Source organism: Octadecabacter arcticus 238, assembly GCF_000155735.2.
GTDB lineage: Bacteria > Pseudomonadota > Alphaproteobacteria > Rhodobacterales > Rhodobacteraceae > Octadecabacter > Octadecabacter arcticus.
This window is the reverse complement of sequence record NC_020908.1, coordinates 4,055,368-4,078,450: the sequence shown is the minus strand read 5'-3', so window position 1 is coordinate 4,078,450 and position 23,083 is coordinate 4,055,368. Positions and strand designations below refer to the sequence as shown.

Below are 23,083 nucleotides of genomic sequence, written 5' to 3'. Positions count from 1 at the left end.
GAGTGCGATCACCGGGGACCCCAGCGACTGTGTTGACATTCTTCGATGATGCGCATTTATGTCATGCAACAAAATAACAACATAGATACCGATTTGCGCATCCTATGTGCGAATACGTGACATCCCGAAGGATGGGAAAACGATGGATAAATGGACCGAGATTAAAACCGCCTATCAGGTCGCCCGCCTAGGGACCGTTAGCGCCGCCGCTGACATGCTAAACGTTCACCGCGCCACGGTAATCCGCCACATCGACACGCTAGAGGCCGAATTGGGCGCGCGCGTCTTCTTGCGCAACAAGACCGGTTACACGCCCACCGAAGTAGGTGACGACCTTTTGCGCGTGGCCCACGCGACGGAGGAGCAATTCGCGCAACTGGCCGGACGAACGCGCAGCCGGTCCGCCCAGATTACCGGCGATCTCATCGTGACGGCCCACGAACGGATCGCCCCCCTTCTGCTGCCCGCGCTGCAGCGGTTTCAGGATGAAAACAAAGGCACAGTGATCCAGTTTGTCGCCAGTCCGGCCCTGCTCAAACTGGAATATGGCGAGGCCCATGTCGCCATCCGGTCCGGCCCCAAGCCCGATCAGCCAGACAACGTCGTTCAGCCCTATCTGGACCTAAAGCTCGGTCTCTACGCCCAAGCGACCTACGCCGCGCGCCATGGCATTCCGCAATCGCAAGACGACTATTGCAATCACAGGTTTGTCTGTTGGGAGCAGAACAAAACACCGTTTCCCTTCACGGGATGGCTGCGGAAAAATGTGCCCGAGACAAGCAAAGTCTTAATCAGCGCAAACCAAGGCGTTGCCGATCAAGCCCTGTTGGCCGGAATGGGGATCGGATTTTACCCTGAGATATACGCGCAAAAACGCACGGATTTGGTCGAGGTGCTTGCGCCGCAACCAGATTGGGCGGTTCCTTTGTGGCTCGTGACGCACACGGATTTGCACCGTTCCACTAAGGTGCAGGCAGTTTTGAAATTCGTAAAGAACGACCGATTATCGCTTTGAAACCGAAGCTTAAAGGCAGCCATTGGCGCAGCCGCAGCAAAAGCTCACTATGTCCGCACATTGTGAGTTCGCCCATCATCGAATTTCGCACGTGCAGCGAAAGTCCGGTCTGACGGGCCGCACCGCAGCATCGCCGAAAATGGTTGGAGGTCGGCTTTGGGCCGATCACGTTTAAAAGCCAGCATGGGGATTTTAATTGCTGACTGCCATACTACACGACAGTAGGGTGGTATGCTCACCGACAGAATGGCGGCCGTGGGCTGTGATCAGAAGCTATGTTGTGCCTCCGAACTATTTGTAACCTGACGGCGTGTTTTCTATAGGTGTACTTTGTCGATGCACAATTCTGGAGGGCTGGTATGCGAAATGACATCTCAAATTTGCTGGATTTTATCAGGCAGGATGATCTCTGGTTCGGGCGGCTACAGGATGTGACAACCGAACACCTCATGCCAGCGCTTGAGGAATTTGATCTGGATTACGACGACCTACCCGAACTGTTAGGGGAACCATGGCCTAGTGTATTGTGGGGATGCGGATTCGAGGATTTCCTTTCTCGCCGGGACGATGAAGGCAGTGTCGTTGACCTCTACCTTAAACGTCGTGGCTGGAATGAAACGGCCGCCAATAGAGAATATTTTGCAGCTCTTCGCGATACGCCAGTGAGCCTTTACGAAGTCAGTAACGTTAAACTTGGCGAGTCTATGGTGCTCAAAGACTTGGTTGGTGATAGGGAGCGGGTCACCGTTTTTGAAAAGTCCGCCACGCGCTCCCTAAAGCAATGGGACCGAATTGCCGTCCGCGTGATTGCCGAGGGCGACACGCACGTCATCTCGGGCGCATTGTTGGCCTTTTCGGCTGAAGCCGTCGAATTTCTGTTCGAAGGGCTTCGCGCAGCAATGAAACTGAAGGGGAACGCCCCGTTACAGCTAACGACGCGCCAGTTGATGGACTGCGCCCCCGTCTTTACCAGCGCTTGGTTGTTTACCACGCTACCAAAGGCCATGTCTTCTGGAATTCCAGAGCTCTGCAACTCGGATGGCGACGACGTGATGTTTCATGATCTCAGGTTTCGTTTGGCGCCGGGTGTGCTACAAAAAGAAATTGCGGCCTGCTTGGATGACGTCAAAGGTTTCGTGCCCGAGGGGCCGCGTTTCTGGAACTGGCTTGCCCTGCGCAACACGCCCAAGAAGGGGAGTGGAATGATGTTGGACACAGAAATGACAGGACGCACCGTGCTGGGAACCCTCGAGCTCAAAGGGAAATCTCTGCTGGTACAGGTGAATTCGGCTGCCCGCGCAGAAAAAATTGCCGCGTTGGTGATAGAGGCAACAGGCAAACGTCTGAAGCGGCCTTTGACCGCAATCCGCACCGTTGAGCAAGTGATGTCTGAGGAACGCGCTGAAACGTCTTTGGAAGGTGCAGACGAGATTCCGCCACACATCGAGAAACAGATCACGCATGACTATATGGATAAGCATTACCGCGAAACCTTGGATGCCCCATTGCCTGCCTTGGACGGCAAGTCGCCGCGCCAAGCTGTACGCAGCGCAGCTGGTCGTGAGAAGGTGGTTGACTGGTTGAAACTTCTCGAGAACCGCAGTGACAAGCAGCAAAACGCTGTACTAGCGGAATACGATTTTGGTTGGATGTGGGCAAAGCTTGGCCTGCAAGAATATCGGAAATGAGGTGATGCCGTCTATTGCATGATCAGCTCTGGCCCCTCCGTGCCGTCTTGAAAGCCTCACGACCCGACGATGAACTTCCCAAATTACTGCACGAAACTCGAATGGCCGTTCTGGTATGCCGCATCGCAACATCTGGTCGGCAAGTGAATGGCAGCAATGGGCCGAGATCGACGTTATCACTTGTTTTTCCAAGGTTTCACCTTCGGCATTACTCCCGTGACCTCCACCTCCCTCAATATTCCGCCAGCTACCAACCCATCGCGCACCCAATCCAAGGCCGCCCACCAATCGTCATAGCCTCGCCGTGCGGATGCGATCTGTTCGGGATGCGGCCGCCAGATGACGGGGCAGTGCAGCACATCAACGCAGCGCCACTTGCCCCGCGAGAGGACGCGTTCCGTCCCAATCACCTCGGTGACGGCCCGGACGCCGTGCTGGTTCTCGCGCGTCTCCCGCGGCACACAACGTGGGACAACGCCGGGCATCCAGTCGGGTGTCATCCCCGCCCGCGCCAGCTCTGCCACGCGCAGCGCCATGCGGATCCCGCCAAGGCTGTCGGGCAGCCCGGCGACGGTGGCCGCGATGACCTCGGCATCCTCATGGACATAGCCGCCCATCTTGTGTTGCCCGCCATCGATCTGACAGCCTAGGACGGCGCGCTGCATCAGGACGTATTCCAGCCCAAAGCCACGACTTTCCTCATCCGCGTCTTGGCGTGGCGGCAGCTCCAGCTGGGCTTTCTCGACCCGGAAGGCCCATTCGAGGCCTGCCTGTACGCCCAGCGCGCGTTTGGACTTGCCGCCTGCGCTGGGCTGGCCCCGCATGCGGGCGAATCTGCGATCGAACCTGCTCATAGCACCCCCCGCAGTCGCAGCTGGTCGGGTGTGACCAGTTTGCGTGTCAGCATCAATCCGCACATGGCGCTGCTGATCGCATTGGCGGGCAGGTAGGCGTCGGAGTTCACCATCCCGGCGTAGAACGCCGCAAGTTGGTCATCGCTGGGACGGGGACCGGCATCGCGCTTGCGCTGTCGCTTGGGGTTTCGGCCGCTGGCTGTGGCTTGTTTTGCCGCATCGGCATCGCGCCGTACCGCGCGCTCCATCGCCCGATCAAGCGCTTTGGGTCCATCAGGTGGGGCGGGGTGGGCTTCTCGAGTCTCTCGTGCGACGGCAAGGATCCGATCCTGCGACATCCCCAGATGATCAATCCATCGCTGCACGTGCTGTCGTGCTGGCCAACCCTGCCACCAGGCGGGCAATGCCTGATCTGCATCCAAGCCCAGCGCTTGCAGCAGGTCACCAAAAAAATCATCAAAGCCGGTTTCGCGCGCTGGCGCGTCCTCCTCCTCCTTTACTGATTCCCTTAAAGGTTCTCTTACAAGGTTAGTGTCCCAATTTGAGACACGGGAATCGCCGTTTTTGAGACACGGGTTTTCGCAAAAATGAGACACGGCCCCGTGTCCCAAATCAAGACGCGGCTCTGGCGGGATTGGCGCTGACAAGTCATTGTCAGACATGGCTTTTTCCGACCTACCCCCGTGTCTCATATCGGGACACGGGATTTGCAGTACGTCTGCGTTGTCTTGCGCGCTGTCCCCGCCCTCCGGCTTTCCGGGCCCGGACGGTGAGAAGCCCGGTTCAAACCCGAGCAGGTAGCGGGTGGGGCGTTGCTGCCTGGTCCTGGCATCGACTGACCGTATTCTGCGGATAAGCCCGCGAGCTTCCAGATCATCGAGATGGCGGTTGAGGGTGGCGCGCCCGATCTCGCAATCATGTGCCAGACGGGCTTGGGAGGGGAAACAGCCGTAATCGGGATTGAAGCGATCACACAGATGCCAGAGCATGATCTTGGTGGTGGGCTTGAGCCCGCGGCGCTGGATGGCCCAGTTGGTGGCGGCATGGCTCATGGGGCGGCCCTCCCTGTCGAGGTATCGGCAACATCGCGTTGTGTGCTCTGCTCACCCGTCTGCACAACACGTGTGGTCAACCCGTGATCCGCCAATGCGCCCAGCGCGTCATCCATAGTGCGCACCAGGGCCCAGCCAAAGCCCAGCGCCAGCACAGCATCGCGGAACCCCTCCTGCGCGGGGCTGAGCCGTCCCTTCAGAGACTTCAGCTCCAGAAACAGCACGCGCCCATCGCACAGCACGATGAGATCGGCAAAGCCGGGATGCACGCCCATGCCAACCAGGATCGCCTGTCGCCGCGCACCGCGGGGCCCAGCTTCCGTCACCTCATTGACGCAGTGATGCACGATGGCCCCCTTGGGCAGGGCAAAGCGCAAGGCGACCACAACGGCGCGCTGCAGATCCGCCTCGGGTGTCCCACGCCGCTTCATCGCTCCACCTCCGGGTCCTGGCCGCGATGATGGCCGCGCCCCGGGGTCTTGGCCTCCAGCACCACCAGCAAGATGCGCGCATCCTCGCGTTCCTCGGGCGTCTCGCCGTGGCGGACCAGCACATTGCAGGCGATGCGCAGCAGGTGATCGGAATGATGGATCACGTCAGCGACAACCATGCGTGCCTCACGCCGCCGCTCGTCGATCCAATCCGTGCGTGCCTCATCGCGTTCAGCGCGTCGCGTCCGTTGGCGGAAGGGTAAGGGGATGCTCATCGGCGTGCCCCTGCGCGTTGAGGGTTTGGCATCTCCTGCTGCGTCAGCCAATCCTGCACCGCATCGCGCCGGTAATAAACCTTGCGCCCAGCGCGCACGCAGGGCGGACCAAATCGCAGCCCCTCCCAGCGACGCAGGGTTTCGACTGTCACACCGAGTTCAAGCGCAAGGTCCAGTCGGCTGATCCAACCGCTTAAGAGTTTTGTTTTGGTGGGTCGTAGGGTCGTTCTTTGTTGTGTCATCTTCTGTCTCCTGTTTGTCGCCCGAACCGGACGGATTGCAGGCCTCAAGAAACGCAGAGACGAAGGGGTGGCGGGAAGGCAGTGACCGGCGGTGATGCGCCAAATGCTTGCCGGTCATTGATATTATGGAGTTTTCTGGAGTTTCACCATTTTGGGCGCAGAAGTCGTGCAGCGGCAAATAGGGTGCGCTGGGGGCATCGCATGTCATCGCGCGCTGCGTTCACAACCGATTTACAAGCTTTGGCCTTGTTTCACGGTGTTTGGCGACTGTTCGGCGGCAGTGAGCCAACCGGCAAGGGGGTCAGACCCTTGCCGGTCATTGATTTTAAACAAGATTTACAAAAGTGCGGGCACTAAACGCACTGGGCCGTGCCAAATTGGCCGCTGCATGTGTCGCTTGACTGCTCTCGACGTGGATTTCCACTGCGCCTCGCAGCGGTGTGGCACTTCCGAGAACCAAAACTCTCCAATGATTTCAGGGACCGGCAAGCATTTTACGCATCACCGCCGGTCACCGCCTATGCGCCGGTCAAAGGCCCATGCTTCGCTTGATAGGTCTGCGAATCTACGCATGTGTCAGTGGCAGAAGGAGAAATACATATGGTTAAACGACTGCGTTTGAACGAAAAAACCGTGAGGGACATGATCCCGGAAGAAGATCGGGATTATCAGGTGTTTGACACCGAGATCCGGGGGCTCTCCATTCGCACCTTACGATCGGGGTCTCGGTCGTTCGTGTTGGATTACCGCTTTGCAGGACGCCAGCGCCGGATGGCAATTGGACGCTGGCCGGAGTGGAGTGCCACGGCCGCCCGCGAACGTGCGCGGGAGCTGCGTCGGGAAATAGACGAGGGGCGTGATCCGCTAGGTGATCGCAGCGAATTGCGTGAAGCGCCAAGGTTCAAAGACATGATTGACCGATATCTTGCCGAGCATGTCCCACATCTGGCACCGCTGAATGCGGGCGACCAGCGTGCGATGCTGACCAAGCTTGTGGCGCCTCATTGGGCCAACAAGCTGGTTGCGGATATCACGCCGCATGATGTTGCCACATTGCTGAACATTATAGCGCAGGGCAGGGCTCGCCCGTCAAAAGAAAAACCAAACAACCGTGCACGTAAACTGCAAGGAGCAAAGCCCACTCCAATCAGAGCCAATCGCGTGGGCGAAGTGTTGCGCAAGATGTTCACGCTGGCCATCAGCTGGGGTTGGCGCACAGACAATCCGGCAACGGGGTTCAAAAAACGTGTCGAGACGGCGCGCGAGCGCTTCCTATCGCAAGAGGAGATCGGACGGCTGGCCGCGGTGCTGGACGCAGCCGAGGATCAGCGGGCGGCGGGCATCATCCGGATCTGCATGCTGACCGGCAGCCGTGTTGGTGAGGTACGTCAGGCACGGTTTGAACAGTTCAATCTCGAACTGTGCATCTGGTCAAAACCTGCTGCCACCACCAAGCAGCGCAAAATCCACCGGATCCCGATTTCTGCAGACGTCGCAGCCATCGTGCGCCAACGCTCTGTTTCAGTGCCCAGAGATAACCCGTGGTTGTTTCCCGGTGACGTTCCAGGTCAGCCTGTCAAGGAAATCCGCAGGTTTTGGATCAATGTGCAACGAGAGGCAAACCTGCCCGATGTCCGCATTCATGATTTGCGCCACACGTTTGCTTCCTTGCTGGTTAGCGGTGGCGCCTCACTTGAGATGATCGGCAGGCTGCTGGGCCATACGCAAATGCAAACGACCCAGCGCTACGCGCACCTGATGGACTCTCCCCTGCGCGCGGGCGTCGATGCTGTGGCTGGCATGTTCCGGCCGCGTCCCAAAATTATCCATGATGCAGATGTGAAGCGCGGCTGACATTTTTTACTTTCAGCTATCACCGCGCGGCGCGCGCCAAAACGGCCGCAACCTGCGCCGTATGGTGCTTTCGTCGGGCACGTCACCGCTTTCGGCGACATCGCCAAACCAGTCCTGCATTTCCGCTATCAACTCTGTTTGTGTCCCGGGTAAGCCGTGCTCGTGAACGCGCCGGGTCAAGGCCACGTACATGCCTTCCCAGTCATAGGGCGAAAGCGTGCCTGTGCCTCCACCGACGCGCCGCAATAAATCATGCTCATCCTCAAATCGAAGGACATCGTGGCCGCTAATGAGCAAATCCGCGATGGAGACTGTGATCCCATCGACGGGCTCTGTGACGTAAGCCCAGTCGCTGCCGCATTCAGGTTTTACCCGCATCAGGTGGATGGTGGTTGGCCCGGTGCCGCTGCGCCTGAAGAGGGGCAGCATGTCCATCGGTGATATGCTGATCTTGCCGGACACCTTGTCGGGTCCGCAAATGGCGAGTGGAATGCCAGTCACGATATTCAGCTTGCCTTCGCTGGCCCAGCCCGCAAGGTCGGCGATGGTGCAGCCCCATCGTGTTGCGGTTTCGTACAATGTGAAGAAGGCTCTCGGTGGTAATGCCATTTTGGTTCCGTTCCCTGTTTTAAGCAGACGCCACCTGGTCAAGGTGCCGCCGCCTGAGGCGCTGGTGAGAGGGAGAAACCGTCTAGGTTGTAGGTTGGGGAAGGCATGCCTTTGCAACATCTCCTCAACGGTGATGGCACTATTCCTCAATCAAAAAAACCATAGAGCGAGTCGCCCTCTAGAGGGAGGTTGCGACAGTTGCTACGTCAGAAGCTGTCGTAGATAAGAGGGGGCGCTATGTCATACCGAAAAGCTCAGGAGCTATTGAGGCTGGCGGGCATGTGCGCGTCACGCCATCGGGGTGTCTGCTTGCAAGATATTGTGACCAAGTTTGAGGTGAACCAACGTACAGCCCAGCGCATGGTGCAGGCATTAAAGGAGGTCTTCCCAAGCCTTGAACCACACACGCATGGCGGTCGTCAGTATTGGTGGAAGCTACGTGACATTGCTTTGATCAGCATGCAGGGTATTTATGACGACGAACTGGTGGCCCTTGAGATGAGCGTCCGGCGGGCAGTGCTAGACGATGCGCACTCGCAGGCCGAGGTATTGCAAAGGTTGCGTGAACGCTTTGTGGCAACGCTGCCCGCTGCAGCGGCGCGGCGTGCTGAGGTGGATGCGGAAGCTGTTCTTGAGGCGCAAGGCTACGCGTGCCGCCCAGGTCCCAAGGTGAAAACGTCGCCTAAAGTTACAAGTGTTATTGCCGCTGCACTAAAAGGGCCGTGCCGGCTTATGATCAGCTACCAAGGGAAACATGATCCAGCCCCGCGTGAGCGGATTGTTGAGCCCTACGGTATGCTGCTTGGCACCCGGCATTATTTGGTGGCACGTGATCCGCACAAAGATGACCAGTTCCGTCAGTTTAGGATGGACCGCATTTTTTGGGCTGAGGTCACTCCTGAGTGGTTTGTCAAGGACGAGGGCTTCGACCTTGAAACTTATGCCGCACGGGCGTTTGGATCGTTTCATATGGATGCAGAGTTCAGCCGTGTCATCTGGCGTTTCGATCCGGCAGCGGCAGTCACTGCGCGCGAGTTCGAATTCCACCCAAAGCAGAGGATGGTCGACGAGGAGGATGGAAGGTTGATCGTCTCATTTGACGCCAGCGGCTTGGTTGAAATGGCCTGGCATCTTTATAAGTGGGGCGATGCGGTCGAGGTCATCGAACCGCCTGCGCTGCGGGAAATGGTGGCAGGCTTGCAGAACAATCGCATCAGCGTGTTGCCGTGAGCCTGGCTCATGGTTGCTTGTGTGGCCATCCAACTTGAGGGCCTATTGTCAGACACGAACGGCCCTAACCGGACCTTCGTTTGAAGCAGAAACGCTGCGGTGCAGCCCTCCCGAAGCGGACATCCATTCACTATTTAGCATTCTGACTTACCAGAGCTCGGCTTTGCGGGACAAAGCGCACTTTCGCTGCAGGCACCTCAATGGCTGCTCGTGGGTTTAAGAGACCTGCCTTAAAACAATGACAATTGATTGCTATTGTTAGATTTGATCGTCTTCCAGCGTTTTGAAGCAGATTTTCGACTTCCTAGTTTGCGGAAAATGGCGTTTGCCGCGACCCCAAAGTCCTGGTTTTGCCGTATGGCAGAGATCTGTTGTTTTGCAGCCTTCGCAGAAACAGCTTGATCAACAAGTGGCGCAGGATAGTCCTGCCCAAGCGTAAAATCACGATCGTCAATCAGTGTCTTTTCCCATTTCCAGGGTTCATGAATGAACTCATCCGGAACGCTCTTGAGCTCAGGCACCCACTTTCGAATGAAAGTGCCTTTTGGATCATGCTCCATCGATTGTTTGATCGGATTATAAACACGCATCGTATTGATACCCGTGACACCTGATTGCATTTGCAGCTGGCTATAATGAATCCCGGGCTCAAAATCTGTGAACAGCCGTGCCAGATGTTCGCCCGTAACGCGCCAATCGAGCCATAGTTGATAGCTGGCGAAGCTTACCAGCATTGCTCTCATGCGGAAGGTGATCCAGCCTTCTGCAGTCAGGTTGCGCATACAGGCATCAACGAAAGGGTACCCAGTTTGACCGCTCGCCCATGCTTGAAAATGTAGATCATTGTGTTCGCCGACACGTAGCCCTTCGAATGCAGGGTGCATGCAGTGCGTTTCTATTTCAGGTTGATCTTCGATTTTTTGAATAAAGTGACAGCGCCATGCCAAGCGAGAGCCAAAAGCCGTAAGATTGCGCCCAAAGCTTTTGTTTTCGTCAGGCGATAACTGGGCATGGCGTTTGACTATAGATTGCGCCACCTCACGCACAGATAAGGTGCCCCATGCAAGGTGAGCGGAGAGGCGAGAGCAGTGGAACTCAGATGAATCAGGTGCTGAGATATGGTACAGATATTGGCGAGATCGGTGATTTAAAAAACTACGCAGATCAGCAACCGCTTGTTTTCGCCCGCCCTTTTGCACCTTGCCAATGGGTACATTGCCAAAGATCGGGTCATTTTTATCAGGTAGGGTATCCGAACTGCACGGCGGAAATGAATTTAGAGCATTTGGTTTTGGCAGTATCTTTTCAGCCATGCGTGCGTTTCGGATTTTGGACCAGTCATCTCGACTGCGCAGCCGCCGAACAACCCCATTAGTGGGCGCTTCATGCAGTGCAATGCCATGGTTCTGGCACAGCTTCTGAACGGCTATATCTCTGTTATATGTCCATAGGTTTCCTGTTTCTTCATGTGCATACACGTGGCTTACATCGTGATCTAAATGAAGTTGTTTGATCACGTCACAAGAGTCGCCAACCTTTACAACAAGGTGTTGGCCCAACTCAGCCAAGCCACTGTCTAAATCACAAAGGCCATCGTGGATGAAATGCCAATGGCGACGAGATGCGAAGGGTTGTTGCCAATATTCAGGCTCAACAATGTAAAGCGGTATGATGGGTGCGTTTGTCCGCGACGCAGCCAGCAAGGGGGCGTGATCATTGATCCGCAGATCTCGTTTAAACCAAACAATGCGAGGCGCCTGTGTCATGTGATGTTGATTTCTCTTTATGGTTGAAGCCACTCTTTTACAGCGCTTACTTTCCACGTCAATTCAGCGATCTCATGTTGAGATCATATGGGTCGACACGATTGGCGATGATGGCACCGATGCGAGGAATGTGGTCGAGCAATCCCAAAGGGGATAAACTACCTGCGCCAGTCGAACACGGATAGCGCGGATATTTGGCACTATAAGGACCACACTGACTGCAATAATCTGGGCATAACCGTTCGAACCAAGTTTTGGCTTTGGGGTGACTAGATGCCTCTGCACGAAGTGGCTCAAGACGAGGGCTACACAGAGCAATTTCGCGGCCTGTTTCCACACGCGGTTTGTCGCATAGAATTTAATAACCGCAGACAATAGAGATGAAAGAGACGGATAAAAATAAGGATCCCAGCCATGATCACCGAAATGACTGAACTGCTCTCAGCGATCCGCACCGGGCAAAGAGTGATCGCGCAACGCGACCGGCTCATCGAGTGCCGGATCCTGATATCAGAAGTGCGCAACGCGATGGAACCATTTGAGAATTGGGAAGTGCATCCGACTCGCCAATTCATAGGACCAAGAGCGCGCGGCCACGCTGGTCTTTTGATTGTGATGAGGCCAACTGAGGTAACACACGAGCAGCCACAAGATTCGTATGGCCCCGTTCATCCGCGCATCCAAGCCGTGATCAGCAGGTATAAGTCAGAAAAATCGGCCCAAGCGTGAAACCCCCGCCTTATTCACATGGGGGACTGTGAAGGTAGCGAACGGCCCTGAGCTGCCGTTGCAAAGGAGTAATGACGCTGCAGCGCAGCTTTCGCTTTCCGGCCGTTCGTTCATCGTGCAGCATTTGGACCGATTCATGGGCAAAAAGCTGCACGATGTCGCAAACTGAGATGCATGCGGCGTTGCGGCATTGCGTTTGCAGCATTAACTTATCGTAGGTTTGAAGCGCGACCTACTGCAGCAAGGAGTCTTTAAATGATAAGAATGCTCGCCTCCGTCTGGGCACTCCTTTTAGGCATCGTTCTTATCATGCTCGGCAACGGGATGCATTTCACATTGATGGGTCTGCGCGGCGGAATTGAGGGGTTCTCCTCTACCGAACTATCGATCGTGACCTCGGGCTACTTTCTGGGCTTCCTGTCTGGTGCGCGTTTCACTCCTGTCCTGATCCAGAGGGTGGGCCATGTGCGTGTCTTCGCGGCGCTGGGTAGTTTCATGTCTGCAGGCTTGATCGCCTTTACGTTATTGCCAGAGCCTTGGACATGGACGGTCCTACGGATCATCATCGGATTTTGCATGTCGGGCATCTATGTTGTGGCCGAAAGCTGGCTTAACAACGCCTCTACGAACGAGAGCCGCGGCAAGATGCTATCGGCCTATATGCTCGCTCAGACGTTGGGCATTATCGCGGCGCAGGGCCTGCTTACGCTTGGAGATGCAGGCAATGCGGTGCTGTTCATCGGTGCCTCGATCTTGGTTTCTATATCCTTTGCACCGATCTTGCTGTCGGTTCAACCTGCACCACCCGTCGAGGTGGCAAAGCCCGGCAATCTCAAGGAGCTGTTCGCCGCCTCGCCGCTCGGCACCATCGGCATCTTCTTACTGGGTAGCATCTATGCGAGCCAGTCGGGGATGGGTGCGGTCTTCGGGAGCGAGATCGGCCTGAGTGCCAACCAAATTTCACTCTTCGTGGCGATGCTTTTTGGCGGCGCACTGCTGATGCAGATTCCAATCGGCTGGCTATCCGACAGGCTGGACCGGCGTAAGGTCATCTGCGGCACGGCTTTTCTTGGCGCGGTGGCCTGTGGGTTGGGGTGGATGGCGCAAAGCCCGCCTGACTGGCTCTTCTCCGATCCGCTTGTCCCTATAATGGGTGCGGCCTTCTTCGCAGGTGGAACGACGACGCCGCTATACGCGCTACTACTGGCCTATACCAACGATAACGTACCCGCTGAGGACATGCCTGCAACTTCGGGCGGTTTGGTCTTCACCTTCGGGTTGGGTGCCATCATCGGCCCAATTGCCATTGGATTCGCGATGGATGCTCTCGGCCCGTTCGCCTTCTGGATCGTGCTTGGCGGCACCTTCGCGGCGATCGCAGTTTATGCATTTTATCGCATAAGCCAACGCGAGGCGCTTCCGGTATCCGAGACCGACACGTATTTGAACCTTGTGCCCACAGCCTCCGCCGTAGCGGTCGGTGACGCAGCTGTCTGGGCAGCCGAGAACGCAGAAGCCGAAGAGGCGGCAGGCTAGAGTATGCCGTGGTTCCGGAGCAGGCAATTCAATCACAACCGGCCCTTTACTGCCTTTCACATCCACCCCAGGATGCTACAGTGCGGCCCATCATTGCGGCCATTCGCGCATGGTGCAGCATTTTTGTTGGCTGAAACGTCGGTCAGCGGACAAAGTGGACCTACCTTGTCAAAATTGGATGGTTGGCTTCTTGAGCTGTCTTTGTTGCGAGACTGCGACCCAAGTCGCTTGCCCCTATCCCATCATCAATTCAGCTAAGGCCATGAACAAAGGGATGCTGAGAATGGAAACTGGCGTGCCCCACCCCGTTGATGTTCCGATAACGGCGGATGAATTCGCCTCTGGCAGTGCTGTGCGCATTGTGGGTGGACTGGAGTTGTCCGAACTGGAAGCCGCCATGACCGCGAGTAAGATGACACCGCCTTCCGAAAATCCTGTAAGCTGATGGGCAAGCAACCCAACGCCAAACCCCATAAGGCCATGGATGATCGGGGCCGTGATCCCATAAAGGATGTAGGCATGTGCAACTTTGCGAAGCCCTGCGAACCGCGCCCATGCTTCCATGCCCATGATCAGCATCAAGATAGACAGCAGGCCCCGGAACAGCGGCTCGTAGAAGCTTTTGAAGACCGTGTCAGGCTCTGACAGAATGCCAAGACAGAGGCCTGCAACTAATGCCGAAATGGCCGGGCTGCGGAATGTGTCGACCATAATGCCACGCACCAGAGTAAGTGAGCAATCGTGTGTTTTATCGTTCTTGGTAAGTGTCGGACCGCTCATTGACGCAGCTTAGGCTCAAGTTTCAAATGCAACACTCAGAGCCCTTTGGGCATAGGATGTTGCGATGGACATACGAAGCAAGCACCTCAGCAGCGAGGACTGTGGCGTGATATGCGCTGAAAACATTCGGGGCAGTAGCCAGCGGTTGATCGGCCAGCTTTTGCATCGCCCGGCGAGCACGATTTGCCGTGAGTTGGCGCGGGGTCGGCAGGAAGACGGCAGCTATTGCCCGCAAGCGGCGCGGCAGGCCTATGATGCCCGTCGCGCGCGCTGCCGCCGCACACGCAAACTTGCCGAGGGAGGCGATCTGTATCGCTTCGTGCATGGCAAGCTCGTGCATCTGCACTGGTCGCCTGAGCAGATTGCGCAGAGACTGCGTCTCATGAAGCCTGATGATCCATCCGCCCATGTGAGCCATGAGACCATCTAAGCTGTGATTTACGCGCAGCCACGTGGCGGGCTGAAGGCGGCGATGATCGAGGCGTTGCGTCAAGCGAAGCCTAAGCGTGGGCTCCAGCGCAGGACAGCGGCGGGCAGTGCTATGGTTCCGGAATCATTTCGCATTATCAATCGCCCTGAAGAGATCGAAGCACGACTGGTACCCGGCCATTGGGAGGGCGACCTCATCAAGGGCGCATTCAATCGCTCGTCAGTGGGTACCTTGGTCGAGCGCAAGACACGCTTTGTCATTCTTTGCAAAATGGATGGCAATGGGGCCGAGGCCGCGCTCGACAGCTTCACCCGCCAAATGAAACGACTGCCAGCGGCCTTGCGCAAGAGCATGACCTACGACCGCGGCTCCGACCCTCTCATGGTTTGCAAGCAAACCACTGCCGGGCAGTGAATGGCCTGCCACCCCGAACTCGCCAGACGGTTGAAGATCGATATCTGGTTCTGCGACCCGCACGCGCCTTGGCAGCGCGGCAGCAACGAGAACACCAACGGACTGCTGCGTCAGTTCATGCCCAAAGGAACTGACCTGAACGGTGCAAGCCAAACATGGCTCAACGACGTTGCAAACCTGATGAACAACCGTCCAAGAAAAACCCTCAGATGGAGAACACCCGCTGAAGCCATGGCTGACGAAATCGAGGCCTTCAAATCAACCGTTGCACGTGATGTTTGAATCCAAGGGGTGCGGCATGGTATTGTTTTAAACCAAAGATCCATATTGGCAAAATTAGGTCACCGTGATGACGTAGCTGCGACCTATCGTGCATGTGCTGGACGAACACATGGGCGCAACTACTTAACTGACTAACGGAGCAAGTAATACAACCAAATACGAGCGGTTTTTTGATCCACACACGACTAAGCATCACGGTAGGTTAAGGAAGTGATCCTCATCTTATGTCATCATTAATTTTTCAGTTGAACACTGATTGCATCAGTGTCGCAACTGATACGCTGGCAACACTACCTGACGGATCACCGGCAGTGTTCTCAACGAAAGCTATGTATCTTCCGCACTTGAGAATGATTGTGGCTGGAACTGGTGTCGCTGGGATAATGGGACAGTGGGTCCAGCAAATGAACGACCGAATGGTACTGAGCGGTATCTTAAATGTAGCCTTTCACGCGCCTACGAATTTGCGCAGGATATGGGCCATTGCCCAAGCTGAATATGACTTAGCCGAAGACCAGACAGCAACAATTTACCATTTGGGAATAAGCGAAGAAAACGAAACATTTGGTTTTATGTCACGATCAACCAATAATTTTCGTTCCGAAACATTACGGTCCGGTTGGGGAGTTAAGCCAGAATGCGAGTTTCCTGAAGGGGAAACTGACCTCAAACGTGGGGTCCAGACGATGATGGCACAGCAACGCAGTATCCAAGCAAGCAAACCTGCAAATGAACGAATTTATATCGGTGGAGAATGTATGGTTTGGCATCTTACAAGAAATAACTGCGTATCTTTCAAAGCGTTTGAATTCTCCGATCACAAAGATCAACGTGCCCAAGCTTTAAAAAGCTTTTGATGCTATACAACGAGTCTGATTTGAGCGTTTTTTCTTACAGCTTCACTGTATTTGCACAGAACTTCAGGTTGAAGGTCCATTACAAAATTAAAACTGCGTTTCGCAGCGTTCCTTAGTAGATGTTCAGAGGGACCCAAAACTTGGCTGAAAGTTGTCGATCAGTATCAGGGTATCGTACAAGTTCGTCTATCATCACATTTGGATGTTTGTCTTTCGACACTGAACAAATGAGTCCAGCAGCATCAGCATGATGATTTAATGACTGGACCACATGAGGTCGTCGAAAAAGAGAGCTCCCGTAGCTGCGTTTGCACACTGGAGAGACAGGGTCGCAGCTCCGAGCGTCCGCTTTCTTCAAGTTGTCCAATTCAGTTTGCGGGCGCAGCGAAGGTCCGGTTTCCGCCCTTCGTGACGAAATTTGCGTGGTGCAGCATTGGCACAAATAGGCTCGACCCATCAGTTTGCTGCGCTTTGCATGAATGACTGTTGTTGGTATTGGGAGGTTGCTCCGTCGCTCAGGCGATGCACGTCCAAAGTCTCTTTTGAAATATCCATGCTAATGGTATTTTTCGTCCACTTATACGTGTCCTAGGCTTGTCATGCGAGGCCACAGCCTCGCGTATCCGTTCAGGCCTCAGGGAAAAGACGGCGATGATTCTACTACCGAACGGTCTCCAACGACCCAATCGCCACCATTATCTGGCCGTGTTCTCAAGGCTAGGCAACGGAGCTACTTTCGCATGGGACCTGTGAAAAGAATAAGATAAGTCCTTCACTTGCGCGTGGCGATCAAAACACCTGCCCCGGCAATTGCCATTCCGATCCAGGCGATCAACGGCATTGCCTCGTCCAGAACCAACCAAGCGGCCAGCGCGGCACCGGGTGGGACAAGGAACAGTAAGGTTGAAACGCGCGCGACCTCGCCTGCGCGGATCATCGACAACAACAAACCCACAGCGATCACCGAATTACCAATGACTAGATAGACCATCACGGCAAAAAACTCCCAATCCCAAAGGATCGGTTGTGCGTCTTCCAGATACAGGAATGGCAACAGGCAGATCAGCCCAGCCGCATAACCAATTAGGTTTGCGGTGATCGGATGATGCGACAGGCCAAAGCGTTTTTCCCAAAGCGTAGCGCCGGTAATTCCTGCTAACCCAAGCAGGACAAACACGAACCCCAGCACCGGAGGCGGCCCGATGTCTAGCCGCGAGGCTATAACTGCCGTTGTCCCCGCCAAAGCAATCAGCAACCCGCCCCATTGCCGCCAACCGATCCTCTCACCGCTCCATTTTGGCGCGATCAGCGCCACAAGGATCGGCTGCAAGATCATCATCAACGCAGCGGTTCCCGCAGCCACACCGTTCACAAACGCCAGATATGTTAGTCCGAAATAGACAGTTTGGATCAGGATGCCTACGATGGCCAAATGCAACCAGTCGATGTGCTTGGTGGGCAAAGGCGGGCGGAAAATCATAAAAAGCACGGTCATAATGACGATTACGCAGGCATAGCGCATCGCCAATATCGCCATAGGCGCAGCATGCAGCAGCCCTACTTTGGCGACGACATAACCACCCGACCACAGGATCAGGAACAGGACGGGTGCAAGGAGAAGCCAAACTGGACGTGACATTGAAAGGGCTAACTTTTATGAGGTTTTCCCGCACGTGGGAACATCAATCACGCCCTAACAGACTTTCCCCAAGTAAAATGGGATCAATTGACCGTAGCGGCTTTTTTTCGCTCAAATCAAGCCGTCCTGACGGGAGGTGCGTTTGTTTTGATACTTCCCCTATGCACCGCTCGAATTTTAGGTCTCAAGGCGAGAGACAGGCCTATACCTTGGGAAAAATCCCTCGATTTAGTTGCCAAACAACATTCATAGAGTTAAATATGTTCCCTTGTAAATAATGGAACCGCCGTAAACATCGCACATTTATTCCGGCTAAAATCAGCCAAATGTAGCACTATTGCTCCGGCGTATTGGCGCAGTTTTGCTCAGGCGTTGACACCTCCAAGGTCGAGTGGAAGGTCTCTCAAGGCCAACCGACATCAATTAGGCTCTTTGTTGCTGCGATGGGCACTGACCAAACAACTGATTCTTATTGTCGAATAACATCGGCTCCAATTGCCACTTTCAAGAAAGCATGAGTTCAATTTGCGAACGCAGCGACCGTCTGCTCTCCGCCAAGCATGTCGAATACTGCACCCGCAAAAGTCAGGGCTGCGACCGGATGCCAAGGGCCTCGACGGTTGGTAGCGCCTTGTAAGATGATGCCGAGATTAGAACCGTATCCTCCGCACATTTTGCGGCGATCAATCTTACTGCTGCTGATTGGATATGGTCTGCGTCGGCCCAGAGCGCGCGCGACTTCAGCGAACAACGGCTACACGAGCGATTGTCATCGAGAGCCGGCGATTATCACCTGATATGGCTTTTTGGCGAGTGCGACTCGCCAAACGTTGACATGGCGTTGACATGGAATGCGGACAAGCGAAAAGCCCCGCGTGATGCGAGGCCTAAGGCCTTGGTATTATTCAGAGAACTTGGTTGCGGGAGTTGGATTTGAACCAACGACCTTCAGGTTATGAGATAGCCCCCACCACTCCGCATGGGTTTCGCCTAATTGCGCCCTTATACCCTATCTTATTGGAATCACTTATTTTTAATTGACGGCCAGTGCGCTCCCTCACTACGGATGACCCTACAATTCGCGTCCGCTTGCTTCCACAGTGCTTCCACGGATCGCGTCACATTGAAGGGATGACCCATGCCTAAGCTGACAAAACGAACCGTTGATGCGCTCGACCCAGAAGCCAAAGATTACTTCGTTTGGGACACTTTGATTGCAGGATTTGGCGTACGGATTATGCCATCCGGGGCCAAGACTTATCAGGCACAATATCGCAAAGGTGGGCGCACGCGCCGAATATCGCTCGGGCGTCACGGCACTTTAACGGTTGAACAGGCACGGTTGCTTGCGAAAGAGGTTTTAGGTGACGTGGCGAAGGGTGAAAACCCAGCGGAAGACATCGCACAACACCGCAAGGCACCAACCGTTGCCGCCCTTTGTGAACGGTTCTTTCAAGCGCATGTTATGGAGCGCTGCAAACCTAGCACGCAAGGCGAGTACCGCCGCGCCATTGATATGTTCATTAATCCAGCACTTGGAAGCTTCAAGCTTGTCGACCTTGAACGCAAAGACGTCGCGGAACTGCACCACAAATTCCGCGACAAGCCCTATCAAGCAAACCGGACGCTTGGTGTATTGTCCAAGATGTTCAACTTGGCCGAAATCTGGGGCTTGCGGCCAGACGGTTCAAACCCGTGCCGCCATGTCCCGAAATACCGCGAACACAAGCGCGAGCGTTATCTAAGCCAAGTTGAATTGCAGCGGTTAGGAAATGTCTTGGCAGATGCAGAACTGAACGGCACCGAAACGCCGCATATAATCGCCGCGTTTCGTTTGTTGATCCTAACGGGCTGCCGTCTTGGCGAGATACAAACCCTGCAATGGGGCTTCATCACTGACCAAGGCATGGAATTGCCCGACACCAAAACGGGTGCAAGGCGTATTCCCCTACCAAGTGCAGCACGCGCCGTTCTAAGCACCCTAGCTCGTGTCGACGGTAATCCCTACGTGATCGTCGGTAAGGTCGCGGGCAAGCACGCAACGGACTTCCAGCATCCTTGGCGGCGGATTAGAGAGCGTGCGGGTTTAACCGGGGTCCGTATCCATGACTTACGGCATACCTACGCTTCAAACGCAGTATCTTCAGGAATGCCAATTCAGATGGTGGGGCGATTGTTGGGACACACCCAAATTCAGACGACCATGCGGTATGCGCATTTGGCGGACGATCCGGTCAAGAAAGCGGCTGAAGAAAATGCTGAACGATTAAACGCTTTGGTTGGCGGGACAATGCTACCAGCGCCCAGCTTACGTATCGTAGGCTAACCCTAACACACGTTTCCATACGTACGTTTAGTAGGGCAGCATCAATGACACTCTGTCCCTGATACGTTGGCAGGAAAACCGCAGAAACAATCACTGCGCCACTAAATACTGGTGATGCAAATTTTGAACCACCTAGGTTGCGTGCAAAGTTTCGTCACCTACCTTACGCAAAGGAACAACAAGCAGAAACTGACGTTACTTCCGAGTAAAAGCGACATGATCCGCCCGTAAGTGAGGTAGTACATGAATGCCCTAAATATAGAAATGCGAGCCATGGCCCCAAAGACAAATCCCATAAATGACCTTTGGAACAGAGGGATGCATCTCAGCCGAGCACCTTACGCCTATGCTCCAAAATCAGAGAAAGAAGAACACAAACGCCTTCACAGTGTTTCGGCAAGTGAGCTCATAGCCAAAGCGGCCGAAGAAACGGCGGCTTCAGGTTTAACCAGTTGGGAAGTAGTGAATGCAATGATGGGTGCTTCAAACCCAATTTTGTCTGCACGCATGGAATTGGACAACCGAATGCGCGCATTTGTTCTGCATCATTTAGAGCATGGTAATCTTTTTGCCTACGGCTTTGAGCCGCCACGACGACTAGATAGTCAGTCTCTAGAAATCCCATCTGCTTACTGGAAGGGTCACATCAAATGGAACAAGGCTTGCCTATCGGCTCAAGGACTTGAGTTCATCGAAATCCGGATTCTTTCAAAGCAACTTCGCGACAAACTTATCGCGGTACAGTCGACACACACTGAGTTAGACAAGCGTCCAGTTGGAAGGCCGTCGATGAAGCTACACATCCAGGAAGCGTTTTCCGCTTTGGAAAAATCCGGCAAAATAGACATTAATGAACCGGCAAAACCCCACTTTCGCCTAGTCCGCGAACATATGAGAAATGCACATCCAGACCTTTACCCAAAAGCTCATAAGTTGGGTGACGAAGGGATTCGGTCCCATTTCGCCCCTCTTTTCAACGAGTTAAGGAAAACCAATAAACAGTAAATTCTTCATCAATTTACTGCCCTATTTACTGCTTTGTAGTTGAGAGAAAAGGTGAGCATCAGAAAGCAAAAGGGGCAAATGATGAACCAGACTATTCAAACAAAAGCTAACAACCAAGCCGCACTCGACTATCTGGACGGCTTTATTGATGAAACGAAGGCCGCAGACTTTCTTTGCCAAAGTATTCGCACATTGCAGAAATGGCGTGTGTCTGGCTTTGGGCCGCAGTTCTACAAGCCGGGCCGTTCGGTGCGCTACCGTCGCCGTGATCTGAGTGATTGGGCAGAAACGCGGATGCGCAAGAACACATCAGGAAATTGAGTTTTGCCCGCGCGGGCTTGGCTGCACCGTGCGGGTTTTTGGGGCCGGTTGGCTCTTCAGGGCGCGGGATCAAATGGTATTCCGCGCCTTCCCCCCTTTACCTACTAATTTCAAAAAATGGAGACATGAAATGTCAAATATGCCTGCTCATAAAATAAAACTGGGCCTTACGACTGCAACCATCTGGAAAAATGAAGGGTCGTATTCAGTCGATATTGCCCGGTCCTACAAGAACGGCGACGGCGATTGGAAAAACACTTCGGGCTACTTCCACTCTGACCTTTTGAATGTCGCCAAGTGCGCTGAACGCGCTGAAATCTGGATCAGTCGACAACTGAGCGTCCAGTCATAACAACTAAGCCGGGCAACAGCCCGGCCCCAAAACCTAAGCGGCCCCGCCGGAGGCACCAATTCCGGCAAACTTCCCCTAATATCCTCAAACCTACAACGAGTTATCTCGTAACAAAGGGGGGTCATGTAACACCCCCCTCCACGAATACAAAAGCGAAGGTCAGCGAAGATGGACGCACAAATCCTACATAGCGGCTTAGATGGACTACGTTTCACCGTTCAGACTGAGATCACGCCGGAGCTGCGCAAAGAATTAGCTGAGGCCAAAGCCCATGCCAAACAATCGTTCAACGACTGTGACGTGTCATTTGGTGATATTACGTTATCCGTCACAAAGAACGGTGGGCACAATTTCAACTGTCACACGGGCGAACTTGGGGCCATCTGGATGTTCCAAGACCCAGAAGACCGCATACCAAACAATCCCGGCGTGACCGTTGATTTTCGGGCGTTTGGTTTGGCAACTGGCGGCATAGATCACGCCGAGCAGCATTTTCGTGAAATAATGACGGTACTGGCCATTCCATATGCTGAACACCTGCTTCGTGTCTCTCGCGTCGACTATGCGGTGGATATGCTCGCCCCATGGTTCGAGCCTGACAGGCTGGCCTTAGTCGCGCCTCCCGGCACCAAGGTCACAGAATACACTGGGATCGATGAGACGGCCACACAAGCCACAGGAGGGCGAGTTACAGGCCTACGTGCGGGAGCTGTAAACAATCGACAACTGGCGATCTATGACAAGCGCGTAGAGGTCATGCAAAAGGCCAAGGACGGATGGTTAGAAATTTGGAACGCAGAGCGCAAAGTCTGTGGCCAAGACCCACTCAACCTTTCTGACCCTGACCAGAGCCAAATCTGGCGGTTCGAGTTGCGATTAGGCCAAAAGCAACTGCGCGGTAAATTTGAAATGCACACGTGGCAAGACCTGCGCGATACGCTTGGCGATGCCTACAATGATGCATTGGGACGGTTGCGCTACTGCATTCCAAACAGTGACAGCAACCGTGGGAGATGGCCTGCGCATGAGTTGTGGCACTTGTTCGATGATAACATCCGCAACAATCTCGCCGTGCATTGTTGTGGCGTGTTACCCAACCAAGTGATCTTTGCAAATAAGATCGCGAAGATGCGCGAACTAGATCGCCAACTTCTGGGGCTATTCGTTAGCCGTGCAGCAATCTCCGAAGTTGCTCCGGATGAGTTTGAAGGCTTCATGGAAAGCCATGTGGATGCATTGCTGCGTTACAGCGAAGAACACTCAAAGACGCTAGATGAGCGTTTGCAGAAGGCCAGTGGGCGGTATCGGTGGACATAAGGCGATAAAGGGCGGAAAGCCGACGTTCGCTGCGGCTTGCACCGATGTCACCTAAGCGGGAAAAGCCGAATTTTGCGGC

At 54.6% G+C, this 23,083-nt stretch carries 21 protein-coding genes and 1 pseudogene; 13 read left to right on the top strand and 9 right to left on the bottom strand.

Annotation, left to right across the window (positions count from 1 at the left end):
- The first annotated feature begins 142 nt into the window (after positions 1-142).
- Both OA238_RS21065 and OA238_RS21060 read left to right on the top strand, forming a co-directional pair.
- Entirely contained in the window at positions 143-1,015 is an 873-nt protein-coding gene (locus OA238_RS21065) for a LysR family transcriptional regulator (RefSeq protein WP_015496767.1), read from the top strand.
- A gap of 380 nt (positions 1,016-1,395) precedes the next feature.
- Positions 1,396-2,703 (top strand): DUF7986 domain-containing protein, encoded by a 1,308-nt coding sequence (locus tag OA238_RS21060; protein WP_245581359.1) that lies wholly within the window; start codon positions 1,396-1,398, stop codon positions 2,701-2,703.
- Between the two features lie 176 nt (positions 2,704-2,879).
- Here the strand turns inward: OA238_RS21060 and OA238_RS21055 are convergent, their stop codons facing one another.
- Genes OA238_RS21055 through OA238_RS21035 form a run of 5 tightly spaced genes read right to left on the bottom strand, consistent with a single transcriptional unit; the run spans position 2,880 to position 5,557 of the window.
- On the bottom strand, positions 2,880-3,557 hold the full coding sequence (locus OA238_RS21055) for a hypothetical protein (protein WP_015496765.1): 678 nt from the start codon (positions 3,555-3,557) through the stop codon (positions 2,880-2,882).
- On the bottom strand, positions 3,554-4,609 hold the full coding sequence (locus OA238_RS21050; RefSeq protein ID WP_015496764.1) for a helix-turn-helix domain-containing protein: 1,056 nt from the start codon (positions 4,607-4,609) through the stop codon (positions 3,554-3,556). Before OA238_RS21050 ends, OA238_RS21055 begins: the two co-directional genes overlap by 4 nt.
- Entirely contained in the window at positions 4,606-5,040 is a 435-nt protein-coding gene (locus tag OA238_RS21045) for a VRR-NUC domain-containing protein (protein WP_015496763.1), read from the bottom strand. Before OA238_RS21045 ends, OA238_RS21050 begins: the two co-directional genes overlap by 4 nt.
- Positions 5,037-5,315, bottom strand: coding sequence for a hypothetical protein (locus OA238_RS21040; RefSeq protein ID WP_015496762.1), 279 nt, complete (start codon positions 5,313-5,315; stop codon positions 5,037-5,039). The genes OA238_RS21045 and OA238_RS21040 overlap by 4 nt, the downstream gene beginning before the upstream one ends.
- Positions 5,312-5,557 (bottom strand): MerR family transcriptional regulator, encoded by a 246-nt coding sequence (locus OA238_RS21035; protein WP_044037297.1) that lies wholly within the window; start codon positions 5,555-5,557, stop codon positions 5,312-5,314. Before OA238_RS21035 ends, OA238_RS21040 begins: the two co-directional genes overlap by 4 nt.
- Positions 5,558-6,157: 600 nt before the next feature.
- Between OA238_RS21035 and OA238_RS21030 the strand changes: the two genes are divergently transcribed.
- Positions 6,158-7,411, top strand: coding sequence for a tyrosine-type recombinase/integrase (locus tag OA238_RS21030; protein WP_015496761.1), 1,254 nt, complete (start codon positions 6,158-6,160; stop codon positions 7,409-7,411).
- 12 nt (positions 7,412-7,423) lie between these two features.
- On the opposite strand, the gene OA238_RS21025 is transcribed toward OA238_RS21030, so the two are convergent.
- Positions 7,424-8,020, bottom strand: coding sequence for a hypothetical protein (locus OA238_RS21025; protein ID WP_015496760.1), 597 nt, complete (start codon positions 8,018-8,020; stop codon positions 7,424-7,426).
- 321 nt (positions 8,021-8,341) lie between these two features.
- On the opposite strand from OA238_RS21025, the gene OA238_RS21020 reads away from it, so the two are divergent.
- Complete coding sequence (locus OA238_RS21020) at positions 8,342-9,250, top strand: helix-turn-helix transcriptional regulator (RefSeq protein ID WP_187293089.1); 909 nt, start codon at positions 8,342-8,344, stop codon at positions 9,248-9,250.
- A 230-nt stretch (positions 9,251-9,480) separates the two neighbouring features.
- On the opposite strand, the gene OA238_RS21015 is transcribed toward OA238_RS21020, so the two are convergent.
- Positions 9,481-11,016 (bottom strand): FAD-binding domain-containing protein, encoded by a 1,536-nt coding sequence (locus OA238_RS21015; protein ID WP_044037295.1) that lies wholly within the window; start codon positions 11,014-11,016, stop codon positions 9,481-9,483.
- Positions 11,017-11,430: 414 nt separating this feature from the next.
- Between OA238_RS21015 and OA238_RS21010 the strand changes: the two genes are divergently transcribed.
- Both OA238_RS21010 and OA238_RS21005 read left to right on the top strand, forming a co-directional pair.
- A complete protein-coding gene (locus OA238_RS21010) occupies positions 11,431-11,745 on the top strand; it encodes a hypothetical protein (protein WP_015496757.1) in 315 nt (104 codons plus the stop codon).
- 255 nt (positions 11,746-12,000) lie between these two features.
- Entirely contained in the window at positions 12,001-13,281 is a 1,281-nt protein-coding gene (locus OA238_RS21005) for an MFS transporter (RefSeq protein ID WP_015496756.1), read from the top strand.
- A gap of 234 nt (positions 13,282-13,515) precedes the next feature.
- On the opposite strand, the gene OA238_RS21000 is transcribed toward OA238_RS21005, so the two are convergent.
- Positions 13,516-14,061 carry a sodium-dependent bicarbonate transport family permease gene (locus OA238_RS21000; RefSeq protein ID WP_083906796.1) on the bottom strand — a complete coding sequence of 182 codons (546 nt, stop codon included), beginning with the start codon at positions 14,059-14,061 and terminating at the stop codon, positions 13,516-13,518.
- A 64-nt stretch (positions 14,062-14,125) separates the two neighbouring features.
- On the opposite strand from OA238_RS21000, the pseudogene OA238_RS35215 reads away from it, so the two are divergent.
- Positions 14,126-15,187: pseudogene (locus tag OA238_RS35215) on the top strand (IS30 family transposase).
- A 224-nt stretch (positions 15,188-15,411) separates the two neighbouring features.
- A complete protein-coding gene (locus OA238_RS20985) occupies positions 15,412-16,044 on the top strand; it encodes a hypothetical protein (protein WP_044037293.1) in 633 nt (210 codons plus the stop codon).
- A gap of 772 nt (positions 16,045-16,816) precedes the next feature.
- On the opposite strand, the gene OA238_RS20980 is transcribed toward OA238_RS20985, so the two are convergent.
- The gene (locus tag OA238_RS20980) at positions 16,817-17,683 is read right to left on the bottom strand and encodes a DMT family transporter (RefSeq protein WP_015496754.1); all 867 of its coding nucleotides are present in this window, start codon (positions 17,681-17,683) and stop codon (positions 16,817-16,819) included.
- Between the two features lie 1,138 nt (positions 17,684-18,821).
- Here OA238_RS20980 and OA238_RS20975 point away from each other — a divergent pair.
- The 5 genes from OA238_RS20975 (at position 18,822) to OA238_RS20955 (ending at position 23,004) form a co-directional block, all read left to right on the top strand.
- Complete coding sequence (locus OA238_RS20975; RefSeq protein ID WP_015496753.1) at positions 18,822-20,009, top strand: site-specific integrase; 1,188 nt, start codon at positions 18,822-18,824, stop codon at positions 20,007-20,009.
- A gap of 243 nt (positions 20,010-20,252) precedes the next feature.
- A complete protein-coding gene (locus OA238_RS20970; RefSeq protein WP_015496752.1) occupies positions 20,253-21,014 on the top strand; it encodes a hypothetical protein in 762 nt (253 codons plus the stop codon).
- Between the two features lie 51 nt (positions 21,015-21,065).
- Positions 21,066-21,335 carry a helix-turn-helix domain-containing protein gene (locus OA238_RS20965; protein WP_338042801.1) on the top strand — a complete coding sequence of 90 codons (270 nt, stop codon included), beginning with the start codon at positions 21,066-21,068 and terminating at the stop codon, positions 21,333-21,335.
- Positions 21,336-21,465: 130 nt separating this feature from the next.
- Positions 21,466-21,687 (top strand): hypothetical protein, encoded by a 222-nt coding sequence (locus OA238_RS20960; protein ID WP_044037292.1) that lies wholly within the window; start codon positions 21,466-21,468, stop codon positions 21,685-21,687.
- Positions 21,688-21,855: 168 nt separating this feature from the next.
- A complete protein-coding gene (locus OA238_RS20955; protein ID WP_015496751.1) occupies positions 21,856-23,004 on the top strand; it encodes a hypothetical protein in 1,149 nt (382 codons plus the stop codon).
- The last annotated feature ends 79 nt before the right edge of the window (positions 23,005-23,083 follow it).